Consider the following 19,389-nt stretch of genomic DNA (forward strand, 5'->3'; position numbering starts at 1 on the left):
GGTACGACAAGGGCGGCGGCATTGGCTGCGAGGATGGCTCGGCGCGTTGAATGCATGGCTTGGCCCAGCGTACGGGACGGCAGAGAAACGCCCGTCGAGAGCCGAAGTTCAGCTCCCGTCGGCGCGTGGCCGAGCGATCGCTCGGCAGGGCGCTCGGCCTGCGGCTCAGGCAAGCAGGCCACGGCAGGCATCTGCGCGGTTGCCGTCAGCCTCGCCCGTCATCCGGCGCAGGCGCTCCAGCCTCAGTGACTGCTCTGGGCCTGTCCGTACCAGGGCAACCGCGTGTCCGACGACTCTGCGACACGCCTGCGAAACTCCGCGTCCGCCGCCGGAAGCTCCGCAAAAATCGCATCCGACCCCGCATCGGCAGGACCACGGATGAGGAAGCCCTGTTTGTCGGGCGCACTGAGGGCCCATAGCTCGACGCCCGAATATCGGCGCTGGAGGCATCTTTGTGTCGGCATCAATGTCCTCCTCTCGTCACTGCTCAGGTGAGAGTATCAGGCCGTGCTGGGAGTTGTGTGGATACGCTCCAGCTACTCCGCATGAACTGACGAAATGCACCACGCTGCGCGGCGCCGGCCACTCGTTGGAGTGCCAATCGCCTTCCGCGGCGTCCAATAATGTCCAGACGGAGGGCATTGCTCGTCTGGTCCAAGGCCAGGAGAGTCCAATGCCCCGACGCTCATCCGCACCTTCCTGTCGAGACGAGCCGCTGCAAGCACCCTGCACCGGTTCATCGGTCTCGCTGTCGCGGCGGGGGAAAAAGTCACGCCGGCGCTATGTGCGCCGATCGCAAGCGACGCGGGACGGTCTCTGTGCCGGTCTGGAGGATGACCTGGCCGCCTTGGATGGTCCGGCATGATGGCTGCGACACCTGGCGCGATGCGGGTCGGAACTCCCGCTGTGGTCGGGTGCTGGACCGCGCGCCGCCTCGCTACGCTCAAGCTTCTGTCGGGCTTCGTGTCAGGCTCGAGCACGACCGGCGCTTGCGGTGCCGACGGATTCCGGCTCGGGTCTACTGCGTAGGAGAGCTCACATGCCGCGGACCAGCCGCATCGACGTGGATGTCGGAACAGCGATCCAGGTTCGCCAACACCTGGCCGTCCTGAATCTCGAAAACGGCGATCGGATCGCGGTCCACGATCTCTTGCGCGCGCTCATGCTCTATGATGCACGCGATGTAATGCAGGTCATCAATGACGGTGTAGCCCGGGGCTGGTGGCGCTGGGGGCCGACCGGAACCATCGTGATGGCCGCCGATCCGCTCCCGCCTGGAGCCTCAGGTGCGCTGGACGGCGCTGGCGCCTGGTGTCAGGTGAACGCGGACGCCGGGTGAGGCCTGACGGTCGCCGGCGGCTGCGTGCGGCGCGCTCCGCCGAGCAGCGTCTGGCACGGGCCATCCCGCAGCTTCGTAGCAGCTGCCTCGGCGCTCGGGTATCGGCGGCCCGTTCGACCGCTGATGCATGATCGGGAAGACGAACTCCTGCCAGGGCGGTGACCGATCACCCTCAAGGTCGGCACAGAAGCGTGTCGGCGCTGCGTGCCTTCGCGCGACGCTGTGGCGCGTTCCAGCGATGTCACGATTTACAGGCGAGGAACTGCACCATGATGAACCGCCGATTCCTGTCCGCCGGCGCCGCAGCTGCCGCTGTTTCGCTTGTCCGGCCCGCCGAAGCACAGAGCCCCTCTCCGTCGCGAGCGCAGGCACCGTCTCAGCCCCGCCCACAGTCCCCCGCCACACCAGGTTCACTCTCCTCGGCTCGAGAGATGGCCCTCTCCGCTGGCGCCTTCTCGATGCAGAGCAGCGAGCTGGCGAAAACCCGTGCGACATCGCCAGCCCTGAAGCAGTTCGCCGAGCTCGAAAGCGAGGAGCAGCGGGCGGTGATGCAGGCGCTGCAGATTGTGGGCGTCCCGCTGCCCAGTGCCGTCCAGCTCCCCGCTGAGAAAGCGGAGATGCTGCGGCGGCTGCAGGCCGCCAGCGGTGCCGAATTCGATCGGATGTATTTGGCTGGGCAGGTGGCCGGACATCAGGAACTGCTGCAGTTGCATATCGCCGCCGCTGGGAATTCGCCGACGCCGGGCGAGCGTGCGATCTCGACGGTCGCGGTTCCAGCAATCCGCTCTCACATGGCGTGGCTGCAGGGCGTACAGGCCCAGATGCGCGGCTAACCGTCCGGTTGCCGGAGCCGGGGCCGAAGCCCTCCGTCGGCGCGCCTAGGGCTGCTATCGCCTGAGGCTCTGCCCCGACAGAGGCCCGGGCGACGTGCTCGGCCGCTATCGCGCGACCTCCGTACAGCGCAGGCCTGGTGGCCGCAGCCCTACGCCGGCATCGGCGCCGCTTCCGCGCGTCCGAGCTGGGAAGAACCTGAACTCCGGGTCCAGCAGCATCCGCCATCGGAACGCCGACATGGCAACGCGCGAAACGTCGTGCGGCCGCCGCAGGGAGGAGGATCACCCTTCCTCACCCCGTGTTGCGCTTCCCTTCGGATTATCCGCGCGTTTCCCTACTACAACGCCGAAGGGAGGAGGTTGTGACAGATGCGGCGCGGATGACGGTCCTCATCGTCGAGGACGAATGGATCATTGCGGAAATCGTGGAGCAGCAGCTACGAACTGCGGGCTACGACGTCCTGGGCCCGGCGTCCAATGTCGCGGCGGCGATGAAGCTGTTGGACAAGGTGAAGCCGCACTTCGCGATCCTGGACGTGCAGCTCAGGGGTGAGCGATCTTACGCGGTCGCCGACGCGCTTCTTGCGCTGGGCGTCCCATTCCTGTTTGCGACGGCATACACCGCGTCGGTTCTGCCAGAGCACCTAGCCTCTCGACCTCAGTTGTCGAAGCCGTTCGCGACGAGCGCGCTGCTCGCCGCGCTCAGTGATCTTCAGCAGCGAACTGAGGCGGAGATGGGGAGCCAACGCGGCGCCTAGGAAGATCGCCCGCGGAGGAGGATCACCGAGCGGAGCAGACCGCCTTTCTCGGTAGCTTCGCTTGAACGATGCACGTCAGCAGCTCGGCCGAGGCTTTGCTGACCGTGGCATCTTGGCTTTTCCGGCAATCACCCCCGGCATTCGCAGGTTCGCGGTCACGTAAGCAGGAGGTTCCGCGACCACGAGATCTGGCCGAAGCTGGACTGGTGGCCGGTTGCCGAGGTTGCGACGACAGGGTTGCGCCGACGCATGGGACAGTGTCAGGAGTTGGCATTGGCTGGTTGGACCCGCACAGGACGTTGGACACCGCCTCGCACGCAAGGCCGGGCCGTGGCTCCGCCGAAAGTTCCGCGCAGGCGTGGGCGTGCCATACGCCGTCAGCGGCGGCACCTCCAAACTCGAGCATCTGAAGCGGCACCTTGGCCGTCGTGCTTGCGCCGTAGCGCTTCTCAGGGCGGCCGGCCTTGGCGAGCCAATCGGCGCAGCAGGAGCGGAATGCGCAGCGGATGCCTCCGCGGGAAGCGCCAATCGGTCACTGCCTGAACATGTGGCGCAGCGGCTGATCGCCCGGAGGGTCACTTTCGGCGCTGCATTCCCGAGCACTGCCCGCACGGGTGGGCCAGGCACTGGTCAGCCGGTTCGACCATGGCGAGACGGAGGACTCCGGCGCGTCGGCGCGCTAACCCGCGCTCAGGGGGGATCTCTACCCCTGAAGCTAGACAACCAAGCTTGAAAGCGAGCGAAGCGCGGCACTTTGCCGGCCGTGGCAGGATGCGATGCAGCGGCTCAGTCCCTACCAGGCAAGGAGGTGAGCGTGGCGCAAGCGCATGAGTTCCGCCCGACGGCGCCGGACAGTCATGACATCCACGACCATGCGCCTGGATTCGCCGCAAGGTGGCTGTTCTCGACGAACCACAAGGACATCGGAACGCTCTATCTCCTATTCTCAATGATCTCAGCTGTCGTGGCGGTCGCATTCTCCATGCTGATGCGCGTCGAGCTCGCCGAGCCCGGAATGCAGATCTTCGCAGACGGCCAAGCCTGGAACACCTTCGTCAGCGTACACGGACTGGCGATGATTTTCTTCGTGGTCATGCCCGCGCTGATCGGCGGCTTCGGAAACTGGTTTGTGCCGATCATGATCGGCGCGCCGGACATGGCCTTTCCGCGCCTCAACAACATCAGCTTCTGGCTGCTCATCCCGGCCGTCGCCATGCTGTACGGCAGCCTTTTCGTCGGGTCGGGTGCCGGTGCCGGCTGGACGCTCTACCCGCCGCTTTCGACGAACACCTACCACGCCGAGCTGGCGATGGACCTGCAGCTCTTCTCCTTGCACCTGTCGGGTGCGAGTTCACTGCTAGCCGCTGTGAACTTCATCACGACCATCCTGAACATGCGCGCACCAGGGATGACCATGCATAAGATGCCGCTGTTTGTATGGTCGCAGTTGGTCACGGCATTCCTGCTCCTACTCGCGCTTCCTGTCCTCGCCGGGGCGATCACCATGCTTCTGACCGACCGTATGTTCGGCACGGCGTTCTTCAAGCCTGAGGGCGGGGGTGATCCGGTGCTGTTTCAGCACCTCTTCTGGTTCTTTGGTCATCCAGAGGTCTACATCGTGATTCTGCCAGCCTTCGGCATCATCAGCCACGTGCTTTCGACCTTCAGCCGCAAGCCGATCTTCGGCTATCTCGGCATGGTCTATGCGATGGTTGCAATCGGTGTGGTCGGGTTCGTGGTTTGGGCCCACCACATGTTCACCTCCGGTATCGATGTCGACACCCGCGCGTATTTCGCCGCTGCGACGATGGTTGTCGCCGTGCCGACGGGCATCAAGATCTTCTCCTGGATCGCGACCATATGGGGCGGGGCGATTCAGCTTAAGACGCCGATGCTTTTCGCACTCGGGTTCCTGCTCACCTTCACCGTCGGCGGAGTCACCGGTGTGAAGCTCGCCAACCCCGGAGTAGATATCATCCTCCACAACACCTACTACGTCGTCGCACACTTCCACTACGTGATGGCCATGGCGGCCGGCTTCGCGATCTTCGCGGGCTTCTACTACTGGATCGGGAAAATGAGCGGTCGCCAATATCCCGAGCTCCTCGGGAAAATTCATTTCTGGCTGTTTTTTGTGGGCGTTAACATCACGTTCTTCCCGATGCACTTTCTAGGCGCGCAAGGGATGCCACGCCGCTACCCCGATTACCCCGAGGCGTTTGCCTCCTGGCATGGTGTGGCTTCCGCCGGCGCTTTGGTGACCGGCGCATCCTTCCTGCTATTCCTTGTGGTGGTCGCCCGCACGCTATGGGCTGGGCAGCGCGCCGCAGGGAATCCTTGGGGCGAAGGCGCCACAACACTCGAGTGGCAAGTGAGCAGCCCTCCGCCTTTCCACACCTTCGAAGACCTGCCGCGCGTCAGATAGCGCTTTGGGGCGTCGTGCCGGCCAGTCGCCGGAGGCAAGCTCAGGACGATGAACCGAGACCGTACGTCACCCGTCGGTGTCAAACTTGGCCGGTTCGCCCAGTGGAACTGGTGGCTTGCTGCAGCATTGCCGCTGCAGACCGGCCGGCGTGGCGAGCCGTCCGGCGATCTCGGGCGGACGGCGGGGCGCGCCGCCTCCCACGCTTGCGGCATCTGTAAATCCAGGTAGAGCCGCTGGAAGACGAGGAGTTGGCATGGGAGATCTTACGAGCGCGGGTCGCCTTCGCGTCGTCGTCGTAGGAGCGGGTTTCGGTGGGCTAGAGGCGGTACGCGCGTTGGCGCGCGCGAATGCCGACGTCACGCTCATCGACAGGAATAACCACCACGTCTTCCAGCCACTGCTTTACCAAGTGGCGACGGCCGCCTTGTCTCCGGGCGACATTGCATGGCCTGTGCGGTCCATCTTCCGGCGCCAGGCCAACGTCACGGTTGTCATGGCCGATGTGGACGGGGTTGATGCGGAGCGACGCGTCGTCCACGCCGACGGAGGACCCGCTTTTCCCTACGACATACTTGTGCTCGCGACAGGAGCAACCCACTCCTACTTCGGTCATGAAGAGTGGGCGACGGCCGCACCCGGCTTGAAGACGATTGACGACGCGACGGACATTCGTCGGCGGTTGCTGCTCGCCTTCGAGCGGGCCGAAATCGCGACGGACGAGATGGAGCGCCGGCGCCTGCTCACGTTCATCGTGGTGGGTGGCGGGCCGACCGGCGTTGAACTGGCGGGCGCCATGGTGGAACTCGCGCGGCACTCTCTGGCCCGCGACTTTCGCCGTATCGACCCCGCTGCTGCTCGGGTCGTGCTGATCGAGGCGGGACCACGCCTCCTGCCTACCCTCCCGGAGCAGCTTTCGGTGGTTGCGCGCAGAGCGCTCGAACGCATGGGGGTGCAGGTTCTGGCGGGCACTCGGGTTACCGGATGCGAAGCGGGAGTGGTTCACTGTGGCGAGGATCGAATCGCCGCAAGCACCATAGTCTGGGCCGCGGGCGTCGTAGCGTCTCCCGCTGGCGCATGGGATCGGCACCGAGCGCGACCGGGCTGGCCGACTGCGGGTCGAGCCGGATCTCACCGTCCCAGGACATCCAGAGATCTTTGCCGTCGGCGATTTGGCGGGCGCAGTCAACGCAGACGGGCGGCCGGTCCCGGGCGTGGCGCCGGCAGCCAAGCAGATGGGGCGCTACGTCGGGCGGGTGATTGCCGCACGTGCAGGCCGGCGCAAGGCACCTGCGCCGTTCCGATATCGCCACCACGGCGACCTGGCCACGATCGGGCGTCGGTCAGCCGTGGTCGCAATGGACGGCGTGCGGTTGACGGGGTTGCTCGGCTGGATCTTCTGGAGTGCGGCCCACGTCTGGTATCTGATCGGCTTCCGAAGCCGGGTGGTGGTCACGTTCGAATGGGCCTGGAGCTATGTCACGGCCCAGCGCGGGGCTCGGCTCATCACCCGGGAACCACGACGCCTCGAGCAGGCGGCACAACCGCTGCCCGCGCAGCTCCGGCCAACAACGGGCAGGGTGCCCACCGTCCACGAGCTGAAGGCATAAGCAGCTCCAACCTGGGGCGCCATTGCTCGCCCATGTCTGCGTCCGCAGCCATGCAGACGCTGACTCGACTCACGCAAGCTTTGGTTCAAGCGAAGTCGCCACACGTCAGGCGCCTGTGAGACGAAGGCGTCTCACTGCCAATGGTGATCATCCAGGAGTGGCGTCGGCGCTGGCCGTGCGCAAGCCTGCTTGCGACGACGGCAGCGTGACCATCTCGACCGACCCGATGCCCGGGATGGACCTGAGGGGCGGGTGCGGATGGTCTTCCCCGGCAGGCGCGGCAGCGGTCCGCAACTGCGTATTCGCGTTGCACAGTCCGGCCCGAACGACGGCAATGTGCAATGCCCGTCACGATGACCCACAGAGATGTCCCATTTGCTCCCGGGGCTCGATACCGACCTTCTCGCGCTCACGCTGCGCCGTCACCTGTGCTCGGACCTCGCCCGACTGCTCTGAACTTCCGCCACAAAACCTCGTTCTTCGCCTAGCCGCTCCGGCTGCGCGGTTCTCCGCGTTCCACGCCACCGCCACGCAAGAGTCAGGTCCGCGCAACATGACGCCACCCGATGCTTCCTCCTCCCTCACCGTCGATGCCAAGCGCGGGGAGGCAGAAGCCAGGCCGAAGGGCAGTCGCGGCGTGGCCCTCTTCTTCCGGCGCTGGATGGCCAACCCGCTCCGCATGGGATCGGTGATCCCCTCCTCTCCGGCACTCTGCAAACGCCTCGTCCGCCAGGCCTGGCCGAAGGATGGCGAGATGGTGCTGGAACTCGGCTCCGGCACCGGCGTCATCGCCCGCGCGCTCCTCGCCGCCGGCCTGGCACCCGAGCGGCTGGTGGTGGTCGAGATCGAGCCCGACATGGCTGAGATGCTGCGCGAGACCATGCCTGGCGTCACCGTCATCGAAGGGGATGCCCGCGAACTGCCGCGGCTGCTGCCCCAGCGCCTGCAGGACCGGATCGGCACCGTGATCTGCGGCATCCCCCTGGTTCTGCTGCCGGTCACCGAACAGCGCCGCTTCATCGATGCCATGCAGGCCGTCGCCCCCGGCCGCGGCTTCCTCCACTACTCCTACTGCGCCACCTCACCCCTGCCCTGGAAGAAGCACGACCTGGCCGCGAAGCGCGAGGAATGGACGCCGCTCAACTTCCCGCCCGCCAGCGTGTGGCGGTACACGCCGCGAGTTGCGTGACGGTATCAGCGAAGACCGCCTCGGACCGAGCCGAGCCGGTCATGCCGCTCCGTGGGTTGGGTACGGCGTCGCTTCGCGTTGACCAAGTCTGTCGCCGGGGAGAGTCGGCGTCATGCTCGTGTCGCACGAGCGGGTACGCCATTCTGACGCGGCGCTGCAACGTCGCGCCGGCAGCCGTGCTTCGCAAACCGAATGAGCGGCTGGTGCGGGCCAGTATTCAAAATGCGCACGCGGGCTCAAGGGCGTCTAGTATTTTTGGCGCATCTGCAACCCTTGCAGATATGCCAGGCGCTCAGCAGACGGATCCGCAGTACAGCGATATGTAGTGAACGAATTAGAGCGCTGCGCGTTGTATTCGCGGCGGGTCGGAGCCGGCAGTGGTGCGGGTCACTCGGCCCCGGAGGCAAGGTTCTTGGCGCGCCTGGTAATCGTATCGAATCGCGTGCCGCCGCCCCATACGCGCGGCGCGCAGGCGGGCGGCCTCACCGTGGCGCTGAAGGACGCGCTGCGTCGACGGGAGGCGATGTGGTTCGGCTGGTCGGGAGATATCGCCGATCCGCCGGGGGCGCCGCACAGCGTCACCGTCGGGCGCCATCGCTACGTGACCCTGGACCTGACGCCTGATGAGGAGCGGCTTTACTACACGGGCTACAGCAACGGCACGCTCTGGCCGATGCTGCACTACCGCGTCGGCCTGCTCGAGTTCCGGCGCGAGGAGGAGGAGGCGTGGCGCGCGGTCAATAAGCGCTTCGCGCGCCGCCTGCTGCCGCTGCTGCGGCCGGACGACATCATCTGGGTGCACGACTTCCACCTGATCCCGCTGCTGCGCTGCCTGCGCGACCTTGGCGCGCAGCAGCGCCTGGGTTTCTTCCTGCATGTTCCCTTCCCGCCGCCGGCGTTGTTCGCGGCGCTGCCGCGGTCCGAGGCGCTGCTGCGGGACCTGGGCGCCGCGGACCTGATTGGCATGCAGACGCAAGGCGACGCCATGCACCTGTCGGCGGCGCTCGCGGAATTCGGGATCGAGACGCCGGTCGGGGCCTATCCGGTTGGAATCGATACCGCGGGGTTCTCCCGCGCCGCTGCCGCCGCCCTGACCAAGCGCGAGACGACGCGGCTGATCGCCAGCCTGGGAGGCCGGTCGCTGATCCTCGGCGTCGATCGCCTCGATTACAGCAAGGGCCTGCCGCACCGGCTGCGCGGCTATGGGGCGCTGCTGCGGCGCTTCCCGGAACATCGCAAGCGCGTCACCTTCCTGCAGGCCGCCCCGGTCTCGCGCGGGCAGGTGGCGCAGTATCGCGCGCTGCGCCGGGAACTCGACGAACTTGCCGGCCGCATCAATGGCGAGCATGCGGAATTCGACTGGATGCCGCTGCGCTGGCTGACCCGACCGCTGGCGCGCAGCTTGGTCGCCGGCTTCCTGCGCCATGCGCGGGTCGGGCTGGTCACGCCGTTGCACGACGGCATGAACCTGGTCGCGAAGGAATTCGTCGCGTCCCAGGATCCCGAGGATCCCGGCGTCCTCGTGCTGTCCCGCTTCGCCGGCGCGGCGGCGGAGCTCTCGGGTGCGCTGCTGGTCAACCCGCACGATCCCGAGGACATCACGGAAGCCCTGCACCAGGCGCTGACGATGCCGCTCGCGGAGCGGCGCGAGCGCTGGCAGGGCGACTGGCAGGCGTTGTCGAACCCACCGGGCGGCAACTGGGCGCAGGCCTTCCTGGAGCGACTCTCCCGCAGCTAGACCGCGCACAATGGTCCCGGCCGCCGCCGCTCAGCATGGTGGGCCGATCGCTGGTCCTGGTCGCTGCAACTGCCAGGGTCGCCCGGACGCAATCCGCTCACCTTCCGCCATTTCGCGCGTTCAGGTAGGGCGCGGGAATCTACCCGGCCAAGGGACTGGCCAATGACTTTCCTTCGTTCGATGCTCTTCAATCTGCTGTTCCTCCCGTTTACCGCTCTCGCCTGTATCGTCGGACAGGTTTTGCTGCTCGGGCCACCGGTGCGGATACAGGCGTACGCGCGCGGTTGGGCGCGCGGGGTCCTTTGGCTGCTGCGGACCACCTGCGGTATCGGGGTCCGGATCGAAGGTCGTGAGCATCTGCCGTACGGCGCCGCTGTCATCGCTTCCAAGCACCAGTCGACCTTCGATGCGATCATCTGGCTGCTCGTGGTGGACTGCCCTGCCTATGTGCTCAAACAGGAGCTTATAAGACCGCCGCTCTGGGGAACTCTGGTGCAACGTTGCGGGCATATTGCGGTCGAGAGGAAAGGCGGCGTCGCAGCGCTGCGCGGCCTAGTCCGGGCGAGCCAGGCGGTGCTTGCAGCGCAGCGCAAGATTGTCATCTTCCCTGAAGGCACCCGTACTGAGCCCGGGCAACGCGCACGGTATCATCCTGGCGTGGCGGCGATAGCGGAAGCGCGCCGGGTGCCGCTCGTGCCGGTGGCGACCGACAGCGGCCGTTTCTGGAGGCGGCGTGCTTTTCACAAGCAACCAGGCACTATCACGGTTTCCATCCTGCCGCCGCTACCTGCCAACCTGCCGCGCGCTGCGCTCATGGAGCGCCTGCAGGCGGTGATCGAGGCGGAAACGGCGCGGCTCTACGACTCACCCGCCTCAGGTTCTGGCCATGAGCGCGGAGGGCTCTTTCGCGGGCAATGATGACGGCGGCAGCCGGTCATGACGGTGCGGTCGTCCCCGCGGACCCATCCGGACAGCAGGGCCGTCTGCGGCATCGCACGGTCGACTTCGGCTGGTGCGCGGCCTCGGTCGCCAGGGCCATTCAGCGCCATCAACTTCCAATGCCGGCCACTGCGACACCTCTATCGAGGCGGCGCCTCACAGGCGTCGAGCAAATGCAAAGCGGCCCGGCGGGCGCGCGCTCTCCATTGCAGGCCAGCGCGGCACGTCGGCAGGATGCTGGCGCGGGGTGAGGGTTCGAAGGTGACCTGACTTAGGCTCTGCGGACGGCGACAGCAATGTCGCCACCTGAAAGGGTGACGGGTAGGGTCAAACCTGCCGATGCGGCCGTCACCTCCTGACGACCAGTCATCTGTCCTTCTCGCGTATTCCAGTAGGTCGCCTGATAGGGGCCTGACGTGAGCCCGGGCACCTGCACGGCGGCCACGATCTCACCTTCACCTACCACCTGACGCAGGCCGCCCACCGCGGGCGCAAGGTCCTGCCGCAACAGCCAGACCAACGCCTGCGCGGCATCGCCACAGCCAAAAGCCTTCAGCCGGGGATTATCGACCTTCAATTGATCATTCAGATTGCGGCGATCGAAGCGCGGCCAATCGATCAGAGGGAGGAAGTCCGCGAGCGCTCGCTGGGCACGCCGCATCCCCCCGGTCAGCACATGCGGAGTGCGGTTCGGCCAGCGCATGCCTCCGCCAGCACCGCCTGAGGCAAGGTGCGCCCACTGCATATGACGAAAATACTCGTCATCGAAAGCTTCGGGCAATGTGCGGTGGCGATCCTTGAAGTGGTGAATCGGCCCGTGCTCAGAGTCGAAGAAGGGACGCTGATCGGTGATCTCGCGTAACGCCTCCTGCGTCAGCCGCCCGACGGCGATCGCCGGTGTCACCGTGTCGCGCGGATCGTCGATCGTGCCTTCCTCGTAGAAGTGGCTGTTGGCGAAATCCAGGCACTGATGGCGAAATACAGGATCGACGGTCCAGGGCTTCCAGATCAGCTCCGGCCCGAATATCGAGACGCATTGCAGATGCGCCTTTCCATGCAGGCGCATCTCGATCTCGCGCAGGAAAGGACTGACGTCGTCGATAAACTCCGCAAAGGCGTCCGCCTTGTTGTCGGCCTGGGCAGGATGCATCTCGTTCCAGAGATCCCAGGCGAAGATCACTCCACTGCCACCCCAGCGGTCGGTCGCGAAGGCCAGGCGCGCCTTCACCGCCTTTCGAGTGGCCGGGCAGATCAGCAGCTGCTCGCGGGCATCACAGGGGCCCCCATTGGCGGCGTTGTAGGGATGGTGCCGCCACCTCGTCCAGGTGAAGAACGTATCATACGGCGTCAGCAGCACGCGCATCCCCACTCTGCCGCACAGCGCGAAAAGATCGTCCCAGAGTTGCACCATCGCTGGCACAAATCGGCCGACCGGCCGCTCCAGATATCTGTGCCGGCCTTGTGCATATTCCAGCATCAGCCGCAGACAGGTCACGCCATGGTCCCGCAGGTGTCGGAGGTGCTGTTCTACGGCCGGTAAGTCGCGGCGGTGGAAGAGCCCTGCGAGTTCCGGCCAGGTTATCGCGTCATTCTGGCCGATCGGCGTCCAGGCCTCGCCGGTACCGGTTACGAAGTAGGGCGCGCCCGGCGCACGCGTGATCCACGGGAGCATCGGCATCCTTCTGAAATCACCGGGGCGATCTCGCCAACGAGATCTGCCCGAGATTGCTGCGAAACTCCGTACCCACCCGGTACCGCGTAGGTGCGTGCCGCTGCGTCTACGGCTCAGCAGTCCGGGTTCACTCAGCCCTGCCTCCGTGCCACCGCTCAGCAGGATGGCGAGCGGCCGCCTTCACCGCGATGGCTCGGCCGTGAGGGCAGCGATCCGCGCGGCCGCTGCCCTCCGCGCTGCCTCAGGTGCGCCGGCAAGTGCCATGCAACTGCGCGCTTGCGGCGTTCGATGACGGCGGAAGGCCGGTGGGAGTAGGCGGGAAGGTGAGCGAAGCAAGCGGCTCTCACGAGGATCGATAATCGAGCCCTAGCGGATCCGATATCCATCACGCGTTCCCCACCCGGCGTCGCCGCGGAGCGATGCAGCCCGGCGTGCGCCCGCCATCGACCCCAGCGCCGCCGCTACTGCCCCGAGCAACATGGTGGCGAAGGCCCAGAAGGATCCCATGGCGACGCCCGTGGCCGCACCGTCCGCCGCCGCTCGTGCCCGCTGCTCGAGCGCCTGAGCGGCCTGGCGAGCCTGCGCTTCAGCCTGGTCAATGCGCTGGCCCGCCTCCGCGGGGGAGATGCCCGTCTCCGCGGCGATGAGCGCCTGAAGACGGTCCCGCGCTCCCGCCTCATAGGAACCTGCCGCGACGCGCTGCGCGGCGATGTGTCCGATCTCCGCCATCCGCTGTTCGCTCGTCATCTGCCGTGGGTCATCGCGCCGCGTAAGAACGCTCCGGGCGCGCTCCATGGCGGCCCGCGGGTCGAGCGCTTGCCCAGCCGCACCAGCAACCGAGCCAAGGCCTTGCGCCGCACCGCTGAGCGCGCTCCCCGCGCTGCTGGCGGCCGTGCGCACGGCTCCAGTGGCGTTGCTGCCCGCGACCGCAGTTCCGACGAGGAACGCCAGCGCCCACACCGACAAGCCATGCAACGCGCTGTCGGCCTTGTCGACGTTTCCGGATAGCCGCGCTGCGACGTATCCGCCGAGGCTGAGGCCGATCAGCGTGGACACCAGAAGCCAAGCACCGGCGGCCAGTGTCATCGTGCCCGCGCCGGGCGTCGCGCCAGGGGTTTGCGGGTCGATCGTGGTCGCGCCAACAGCGACGCCAAGAAGATTCAACATGAGCCCGACGGCGGCGGCTACGGCAGCGCCGGCGATGATGGCTTGGAGTGATATGCGGTCGCGAAGCTTCGGGCCACCCTCTACCGCCACCGCTCCGGTCCTGCCTTGCACGACTGTCGACATCTCGTTCTCCATCAGGGCGGCGATGACGGTCAGCGCTACAGCCCGCATCTTCTGAACGCCGGAACCCCCAGGCGTTTGCTCGGGCAACGCGAATGTGCGTTCGAGAGCGGCCGCTGGCCTCGACCGCTGACGGCCGCGAGCCTTGTCAGACGCACGGCTCGCCTCAGCGGTGCCCGTCCGAGCTTCTTCTGTAGCGGCTAGGCTGAGACCGGACGCGGTGCTGTTGCGGCCTTCCCCGCAGCAAGGTCCGGCGTCTTTTGAGCAATACACTCGCGACGCTCTCGTCTATCAGCCTGTGGATTGTCGCGCAGGGACGCACGGCTGCACTTGCTGGCCGACCGGATCAGTCGCAGTGCCTTGCCACCCTTCGGGGGATATTTTTTACTGCTTTCAGTGGAGCCAATACAGTATTGCTGAAGCCGACAAGCCCGGCCGCCGCCCCCGCGTTGAATCCGCCCTCCAGAGAGGCGCGTCATGGGGCAAGCAGCCGCCAATCCTACAAGCGCATGGCTCGCCGCCTAGCGCCGGCGGCGGCCTCGACGGCGCCTACCATCGGGTTCCGTCGTGCTCCCCCGGGTTCATCGAACCGGCCCTCGCCACCCTCGTCCCTGCACCTCCGATCGGCTCGCGCTGGCGGCACGAGATCCAGTTCGAGGGCTATAAGCGGAAGGGCACAGAGCTTTCCTCCGGCGCTGGCGAAATCCGGGTTCAGGTGCTTCTCTATTGAGCCCTGATCAGCTGCGACCCGGAGGTGCAGCGGGCGGCTGACTGGCTGTGGCGCGCAGTGCTTCGGCACCATCGGGCGGAATGGGATGCCGCGGCCCAGCGCCTGGTCGATAACAGGAACGGCCCCACTTCGCCGCTCCACGACCTCCCACGGCGGCAGCGGGGCGAGGCTGAGGACGAATAGCCGCTCCGAGGGCGGCGGCGTAGGTGGATGCTGCTCCCGAGTGATAGTCGGAGCGTCCGGCGGGTGCACCGTCGTAACCCTGACCTAATCCTCCGGCAGCCAGCAGCTCGGAACGCGGCGGTCACGCCGACAGGGCGCGAACCACCGCCAGGAAGAGATAGTCCTTGGTTCTCTCCTCCGGCGGTAGGTCATCGTAGGGCACGAGGCAGGGATGCTCCTTCTGCTCGGGAGCAAGCTGCGGTCCATGCTTCCACCCGGCGCAACGCTTCTCTTCCATCCAGCCGTCGTGGATAGCGGCCGGGCCAGCGCCCGGATTGGCCTGCGCGAACAGGACACCCCTTATGGCGCTCTGCCGCTGCCAGTCCGGCGCGTCTTCCCAGGTCGGCTGGGAGAGGTCGCCAAGGCTGGCGCAATACGCTCGGATCACCTCATGGCACACGCGAGCGATTGCTTCGGACACAGGAGGCCTCCTCGGCAACTGTGGAACATGCTGCCCGCAGCGAGCCGGCACGGCCTCGACCGCGGTCGCACCCAGCTAGCCAGAGCGTTCCCACAAACGCCGCCGGGCCTAGTTCGGTTGAGCCAAATCGTGCCGCCTCAGTGCCTCGGTCAGCCCCAAATGCCGGGGCTCATTGTGGCTGCGCGCCGCCGCGTGCCGACGTCGCGCGCAGCGTCTCCAGCACCACTCGGCGCATCCCATCCGCCAGAACAGATATCCGCTCGTCGCGGTGCTGCATGCCCATATGCTCCATCAGGCTCGCGAGCGTCTCCGGCGGGATGCCTGCGGCTTGGCTCAGCGCCAACGACAGGTTGGCGATCAGCATCGCCTGGCTGTGCGCAAGGAGCGCGAGCACATCGTGCAAGGCGACGTCGAAAGCGGTGCTCATGCCCGCCGCTACTTCGCTCCCTTGCGGCCGCTGCGCGACTTCGCCTTCGGCTTGCTGCCAAGCCCGATCTGCTTGGCCATCGCGGACCGCTTGGCCGAATAGGCCGGCGCCACCATTGGGTAGTCCTTCGGCAGCCCCCAGCGCTCCCGGTACTGCTCCGGCGTCAGGCCGAAGGACGTCATCAGGTGGCGCTTCATCGACTTCAGCTTCCGGCCGTCCTCTAGGCAGATCAGGTAGTCGGGCGTGATCGAGCGTTTGATCGACACGGCAGGCTGTCGCTTCTCCTCCGGCGGCGGCGCCGGACGCTCGCCGAGGCCGGCTAGCGTGCGATGCACGTTCTGGATGAGGGCCGGAAGGTCGGTTTGCGTGATGGAGTTGTTCGCAACGTGGGCCGCCACGATCTCGGCGGTGAGGGCGAGGAGGTCAGGCGCGATAATTTCGTCCAGCATGCTTATCCCCAATAGGTTCGATCGAGTCCCAACATTGTATTCAAAATGCGCGGCCATCGCGCATTGATCTGGGCCGTGTCCCGCCAGAGCACTTTAACCAAGTCACCGCGACGGTCGCGAAAGACGAAGACTTGGCCGCTAAACAGGGCTTGGCAGGCGCTTCCTGCACCTGTCGCACTGAAGCACATGCCGTGCTGACGAGGCAGAGCCAAGCGCAGGCAGATCAGACATCATGGAGCAAAGTAGAAGGTTAGTAGGAACGCGTCCATGCCGCCGGCTTTCGTGGATGGCAGCCTACTTAGGTCGACCTTGAGTGTTATTCGTCAGGAGCAGAGATCGGGCTGCCTCCCCATGACTCGCGTCAATGGCGGCTTCGATAAGAGCCTGACTCGGAACCCCGCTTCCGCAAACGATCATCACCTGCCAGTGGCTCACGCGAGCACTCCCCTTGCCGGCTTGTCCTTGGTAATCCAACCAGATCGTATCGCTGGAGCCTTCTCGGATGCCTTGAAAGTCTACGCTGACAGTACCTTCTTCCCAGAGCGTGTCTTGGTCTCCGAAGCCTGATGAAGTGTTCGAGTTTCCGTAGATTTTAAAGTGCTTAAAGATATGACTCGCGTATAGGGCGTGATCTTTAAGATAAGGATTTTTGGCATACTGCAACGTGGCGCGAGCGTCCTGAGAAACGGGGTCGGGTAGCCATTGCGCCACGGCCCGAGCAGGCTGTGCTCCCGTCTGAAGTAAATGATGCTGCGGCTTACACTTTGAACAATACTGTCCACTTTTTGTAGATGCCTTTTGCTTACATTTACCACACACGAACAATTCGGGCGGCTTGGTCGACTTCGGTATCGTTGGTACTGGAGTCTGGTTGGGAGTGGCCGACTTCTTGCTAGATTTGCTGCTCTTTTTCGAATAGGACATCGGAACAACCCTTGTTGAATATGGCTATAGTGACGCTAAACCTTTGATTGCGGCTTCGGAAGAGGTTCGCGCGGAATTCCAGCCAATTCCGCGCTCGCCGTCTTCGCATCATTCGTCTGTTGAGAGCGCAACCAAGACACGCTCAAGAAGGGCTCGGTTGTCTTGGATGACGACGCACAGAGAAGACAGACGTCAGACCGCACACCACTCTAGCCACGGACGATCCGAGGTGAGAACCAACCGAGCGCTTGCATGACCGTCGGCGCATGATGCGCGAGCTTTCGAACGCGCTCAGACCATCTCCGAACGGACTCGCTTTCACCCTCTCGTCGGGGAGATGAAATGGAACGGCGATACTTCCTTCGTGATATCGGTCATGACCTCGATCAGGCAGGGCGCGTTCGCGGCCAGCGCCTCTCGAAGAGCACCGCGGAGTTCGATGGCATCCTGAACCCTCCAGGACCGCACGCCGAAGGCTTTGGCGTAGCTCTGGAAGTCAGGGTTGCTCAGCTCCGCGCCGGAATGGCGTCCGTCAAAAAGCCTGCGCTGATCCCGCAGGACGTTGCCATAGGAACCGTTGTTGAACACGACGGTCACCAGGTTGATTCCGAACCGCACCGCGGTCGCGAGATCGGATCCTCCGAAGAGAAAGCCGCCATCGCCCGTGACCGCCACCACCGCGCGATCGGGATGCGCGACTTTGATTCCGAGCGCGGTGGGAAAGCCGGCGCCGAGGTTGCCGGAGAAGCCCGAGTTAACAGCCGTGCGCGGGCCGTAGAACGGCATCCCGAACCAGGAAACGTATCCGACCTGGGTCATATCATCGCAGAGGATGCCGTCCTCCGGTAGCGCATCGCGGATTGCGTCGAGGAATGACATCTGTGGCTGGACCGACTGAATCTCCTCGTGCACCTCAGCTTTGGCCTGAGCAATCTCAGCCGTGCGGGCCGGGTCGCTATGACTTCTCACCGCCTCGGTCAGAGCGCGTGCCGCGTCTGCTGCGTTCGCGACGATCCCCAGATCGACGGCGAGGCGCCGCATCTCGGCAGGATCGATGTCGATGCGCGCAATCCGGATCCCCGCCGGCATCTTGCCCCATCGCGCGGTGGGCACATCCAGTCTTGTTCCGAAGGCGACGAGCAGATCGGTTTCGGGCCACAGCTTGAAGCCCGCGGGGACGGTCAGGCTCAGAGGATGCCGGTCGTCGAGGACGCCACGTGCGCTGCGGAACCGTACGACCGGTGCGCCGGTTTTTTCCGCCAGTGCCCGGATGGAGGAGCCGGCGTCGACCGCGCCGCCGCCGATCCAGATCATCGGCTTCTTTGCCGCGTCCATCATCTCGGCCAGGCGAGTGATTTTATCCGGGTCGGGCGTTGGATGGGGATGCTGCGCCAGTGGGTCGCACGGGGTTACATCGGCCGTCGCTGGCAACTGATCGAGGGGAATTTCCAGCGCCGCCGGGCCCATTCGGCCAGAGGTCATCTCCTGAAAAGCACGCGCCAATTTGCGGGGTGCTTCGGTCGGATCCTCGATGCGATCCGCGTGCGGCACCAGGCTGCGCAGGGTCGCGAGCTGGTCAGGCAGCTCATGCAGCTGCCCGCGGAGGCGGCCGATCTGCGCGGAAGGCACCTGACCGGTTAGGCAGAGGACGGGTGCGTTGACGCTCCAGGCGGTTGAAAGAGCAGCGGTGGTGTTCAGCACGCCGGGGCCAGGGACGACAGCATAGACGGCCGGCCTGCCGGTCGCGCAGGCATAGCCGAGCGCCATGTAGGCCGTTGTCTGTTCATGGCGTGCGTTGATCACTCGGATGCGGTTGGCGTTGCGGGCGAAAGCGTCGAACAGGCCATACATCTGCACGCCCGGTAGCCCGAATACGGTGTCGATCCCATGGCGAAGGAGGCTGTCGACGATCGCGTCGCCACCGGTCATGCGCGGCATGGTGGTTGTTTCCCCTGATGTTCGACGTGCTCGGGACACGCGTTGCCGTCGCATGGGACCATCGAACGGCCGCCCAGCCAAGTGCCGGAGCCGGCGCGAGCCAGCGGATCGGCCGCCGTGTAGCAAGGCGGTGCTCTGTGGGTCGCAGACGCTCGCTCACGGCCTGTAAGCGTTCCCCGGGAAGGAGGTCGATGATTTCAGGGGGGGCGCTGGCTCCCGCACTAGATGGGACTATGGCCCGGTCAAGGGTGAAGCCTCCGAGGTTGACATGTCAGACCACCGCCGAGCCTTCTCGCTGGGCTCTGGCGCTTCCGCCCGACCAGGCGCCGGCCGGTGACCTTAACCCCGAGGCAACCCCGGTCGCGCGATGGTCAGCCATGCCAAATTTCCCGCCGCACGGCGAGGCGGTCCTCGAGCGGAATCGCTTCGTCGCCTTCGCGCTGACCGCTGCCGAGTTGCTGGTCGAAGTGGATCCCGAGACGGGAATCAGC

At 65.6% G+C, this 19,389-nt stretch carries 15 protein-coding genes and 1 pseudogene; 9 read left to right on the forward strand and 7 right to left on the reverse strand.

Going from position 1 to position 19,389, the window contains the following annotated elements; all coding sequences use genetic code 11:
* The first annotated feature begins 1,039 nt into the window (after positions 1–1,039).
* The 9 genes and pseudogenes from GXW71_RS08945 to GXW71_RS08980 all read left to right on the forward strand — a co-directional run bounded on the left by GXW71_RS08945 (position 1,040) and on the right by GXW71_RS08980 (position 10,807).
* Positions 1,040–1,339 carry a hypothetical protein gene (locus tag GXW71_RS08945; RefSeq protein ID WP_211852140.1) on the forward strand — a complete coding sequence of 100 codons (300 nt, stop codon included), beginning with the start codon at positions 1,040–1,042 and terminating at the stop codon, positions 1,337–1,339.
* A gap of 431 nt (positions 1,340–1,770) precedes the next feature.
* A complete protein-coding gene (locus tag GXW71_RS08950) occupies positions 1,771–2,172 on the forward strand; it encodes a DUF4142 domain-containing protein (RefSeq protein ID WP_211852141.1) in 402 nt (133 codons plus the stop codon).
* A 380-nt stretch (positions 2,173–2,552) separates the two neighbouring features.
* Positions 2,553–2,930: a response regulator gene (locus GXW71_RS08955; RefSeq protein WP_211852142.1), complete on the forward strand. Its 378-nt coding sequence runs from the start codon at positions 2,553–2,555 to the stop codon at positions 2,928–2,930.
* Between the two features lie 808 nt (positions 2,931–3,738).
* Positions 3,739–5,355 carry a cytochrome c oxidase subunit I gene (ctaD, locus tag GXW71_RS08960; RefSeq protein WP_408901991.1) on the forward strand — a complete coding sequence of 539 codons (1,617 nt, stop codon included), beginning with the start codon at positions 3,739–3,741 and terminating at the stop codon, positions 5,353–5,355.
* Positions 5,356–5,608: 253 nt separating this feature from the next.
* Positions 5,609–6,370 (forward strand): annotated as a pseudogene (locus tag GXW71_RS34735) (NAD(P)/FAD-dependent oxidoreductase); the annotation flags it as partial.
* A 217-nt stretch (positions 6,371–6,587) separates the two neighbouring features.
* Positions 6,588–6,962: a hypothetical protein gene (locus GXW71_RS34740; protein WP_246526410.1), complete on the forward strand. Its 375-nt coding sequence runs from the start codon at positions 6,588–6,590 to the stop codon at positions 6,960–6,962.
* A 553-nt stretch (positions 6,963–7,515) separates the two neighbouring features.
* Positions 7,516–8,151 carry a class I SAM-dependent methyltransferase gene (locus GXW71_RS08970; protein WP_211852144.1) on the forward strand — a complete coding sequence of 212 codons (636 nt, stop codon included), beginning with the start codon at positions 7,516–7,518 and terminating at the stop codon, positions 8,149–8,151.
* Positions 8,152–8,563: 412 nt separating this feature from the next.
* On the forward strand, positions 8,564–9,889 hold the full coding sequence (locus GXW71_RS08975) for an alpha,alpha-trehalose-phosphate synthase (UDP-forming) (protein WP_211852145.1): 1,326 nt from the start codon (positions 8,564–8,566) through the stop codon (positions 9,887–9,889).
* A gap of 162 nt (positions 9,890–10,051) precedes the next feature.
* On the forward strand, positions 10,052–10,807 hold the full coding sequence (locus GXW71_RS08980) for a lysophospholipid acyltransferase family protein (protein WP_211852146.1): 756 nt from the start codon (positions 10,052–10,054) through the stop codon (positions 10,805–10,807).
* 292 nt (positions 10,808–11,099) lie between these two features.
* On the opposite strand, the gene GXW71_RS08985 is transcribed toward GXW71_RS08980, so the two are convergent.
* The 7 genes from GXW71_RS08985 to GXW71_RS09015 all read right to left on the reverse strand — a co-directional run bounded on the left by GXW71_RS08985 (position 11,100) and on the right by GXW71_RS09015 (position 18,898).
* On the reverse strand, positions 11,100–12,500 hold the full coding sequence (locus GXW71_RS08985) for a glycoside hydrolase 5 family protein (protein ID WP_211852147.1): 1,401 nt from the start codon (positions 12,498–12,500) through the stop codon (positions 11,100–11,102).
* Between the two features lie 366 nt (positions 12,501–12,866).
* Positions 12,867–13,790, reverse strand: a complete 924-nt coding sequence (locus tag GXW71_RS08990) for a hypothetical protein (protein WP_211852148.1) — start codon at positions 13,788–13,790, stop codon at positions 12,867–12,869.
* Between the two features lie 1,031 nt (positions 13,791–14,821).
* Positions 14,822–15,160 (reverse strand): RyR domain-containing protein, encoded by a 339-nt coding sequence (locus tag GXW71_RS35140; RefSeq protein WP_211852149.1) that lies wholly within the window; start codon positions 15,158–15,160, stop codon positions 14,822–14,824.
* 169 nt (positions 15,161–15,329) lie between these two features.
* Positions 15,330–15,587, reverse strand: coding sequence for a hypothetical protein (locus tag GXW71_RS09000; RefSeq protein WP_211852150.1), 258 nt, complete (start codon positions 15,585–15,587; stop codon positions 15,330–15,332).
* Positions 15,588–15,595: 8 nt separating this feature from the next.
* Complete coding sequence (locus GXW71_RS09005) at positions 15,596–16,036, reverse strand: MucR family transcriptional regulator (protein WP_211852151.1); 441 nt, start codon at positions 16,034–16,036, stop codon at positions 15,596–15,598.
* Between the two features lie 294 nt (positions 16,037–16,330).
* Entirely contained in the window at positions 16,331–16,960 is a 630-nt protein-coding gene (locus tag GXW71_RS09010) for a hypothetical protein (protein WP_211852152.1), read from the reverse strand.
* A 318-nt stretch (positions 16,961–17,278) separates the two neighbouring features.
* Positions 17,279–18,898, reverse strand: coding sequence for a thiamine pyrophosphate-dependent enzyme (locus GXW71_RS09015; RefSeq protein ID WP_211852153.1), 1,620 nt, complete (start codon positions 18,896–18,898; stop codon positions 17,279–17,281).
* Positions 18,899–19,389: the final 491 nt, after the last annotated feature.

Origin of the sequence: Plastoroseomonas hellenica (assembly GCF_018129085.1) — a bacterium.
In the GTDB taxonomy this organism is placed as follows: Bacteria; Pseudomonadota; Alphaproteobacteria; order Acetobacterales; family Acetobacteraceae; genus Plastoroseomonas; species Plastoroseomonas hellenica.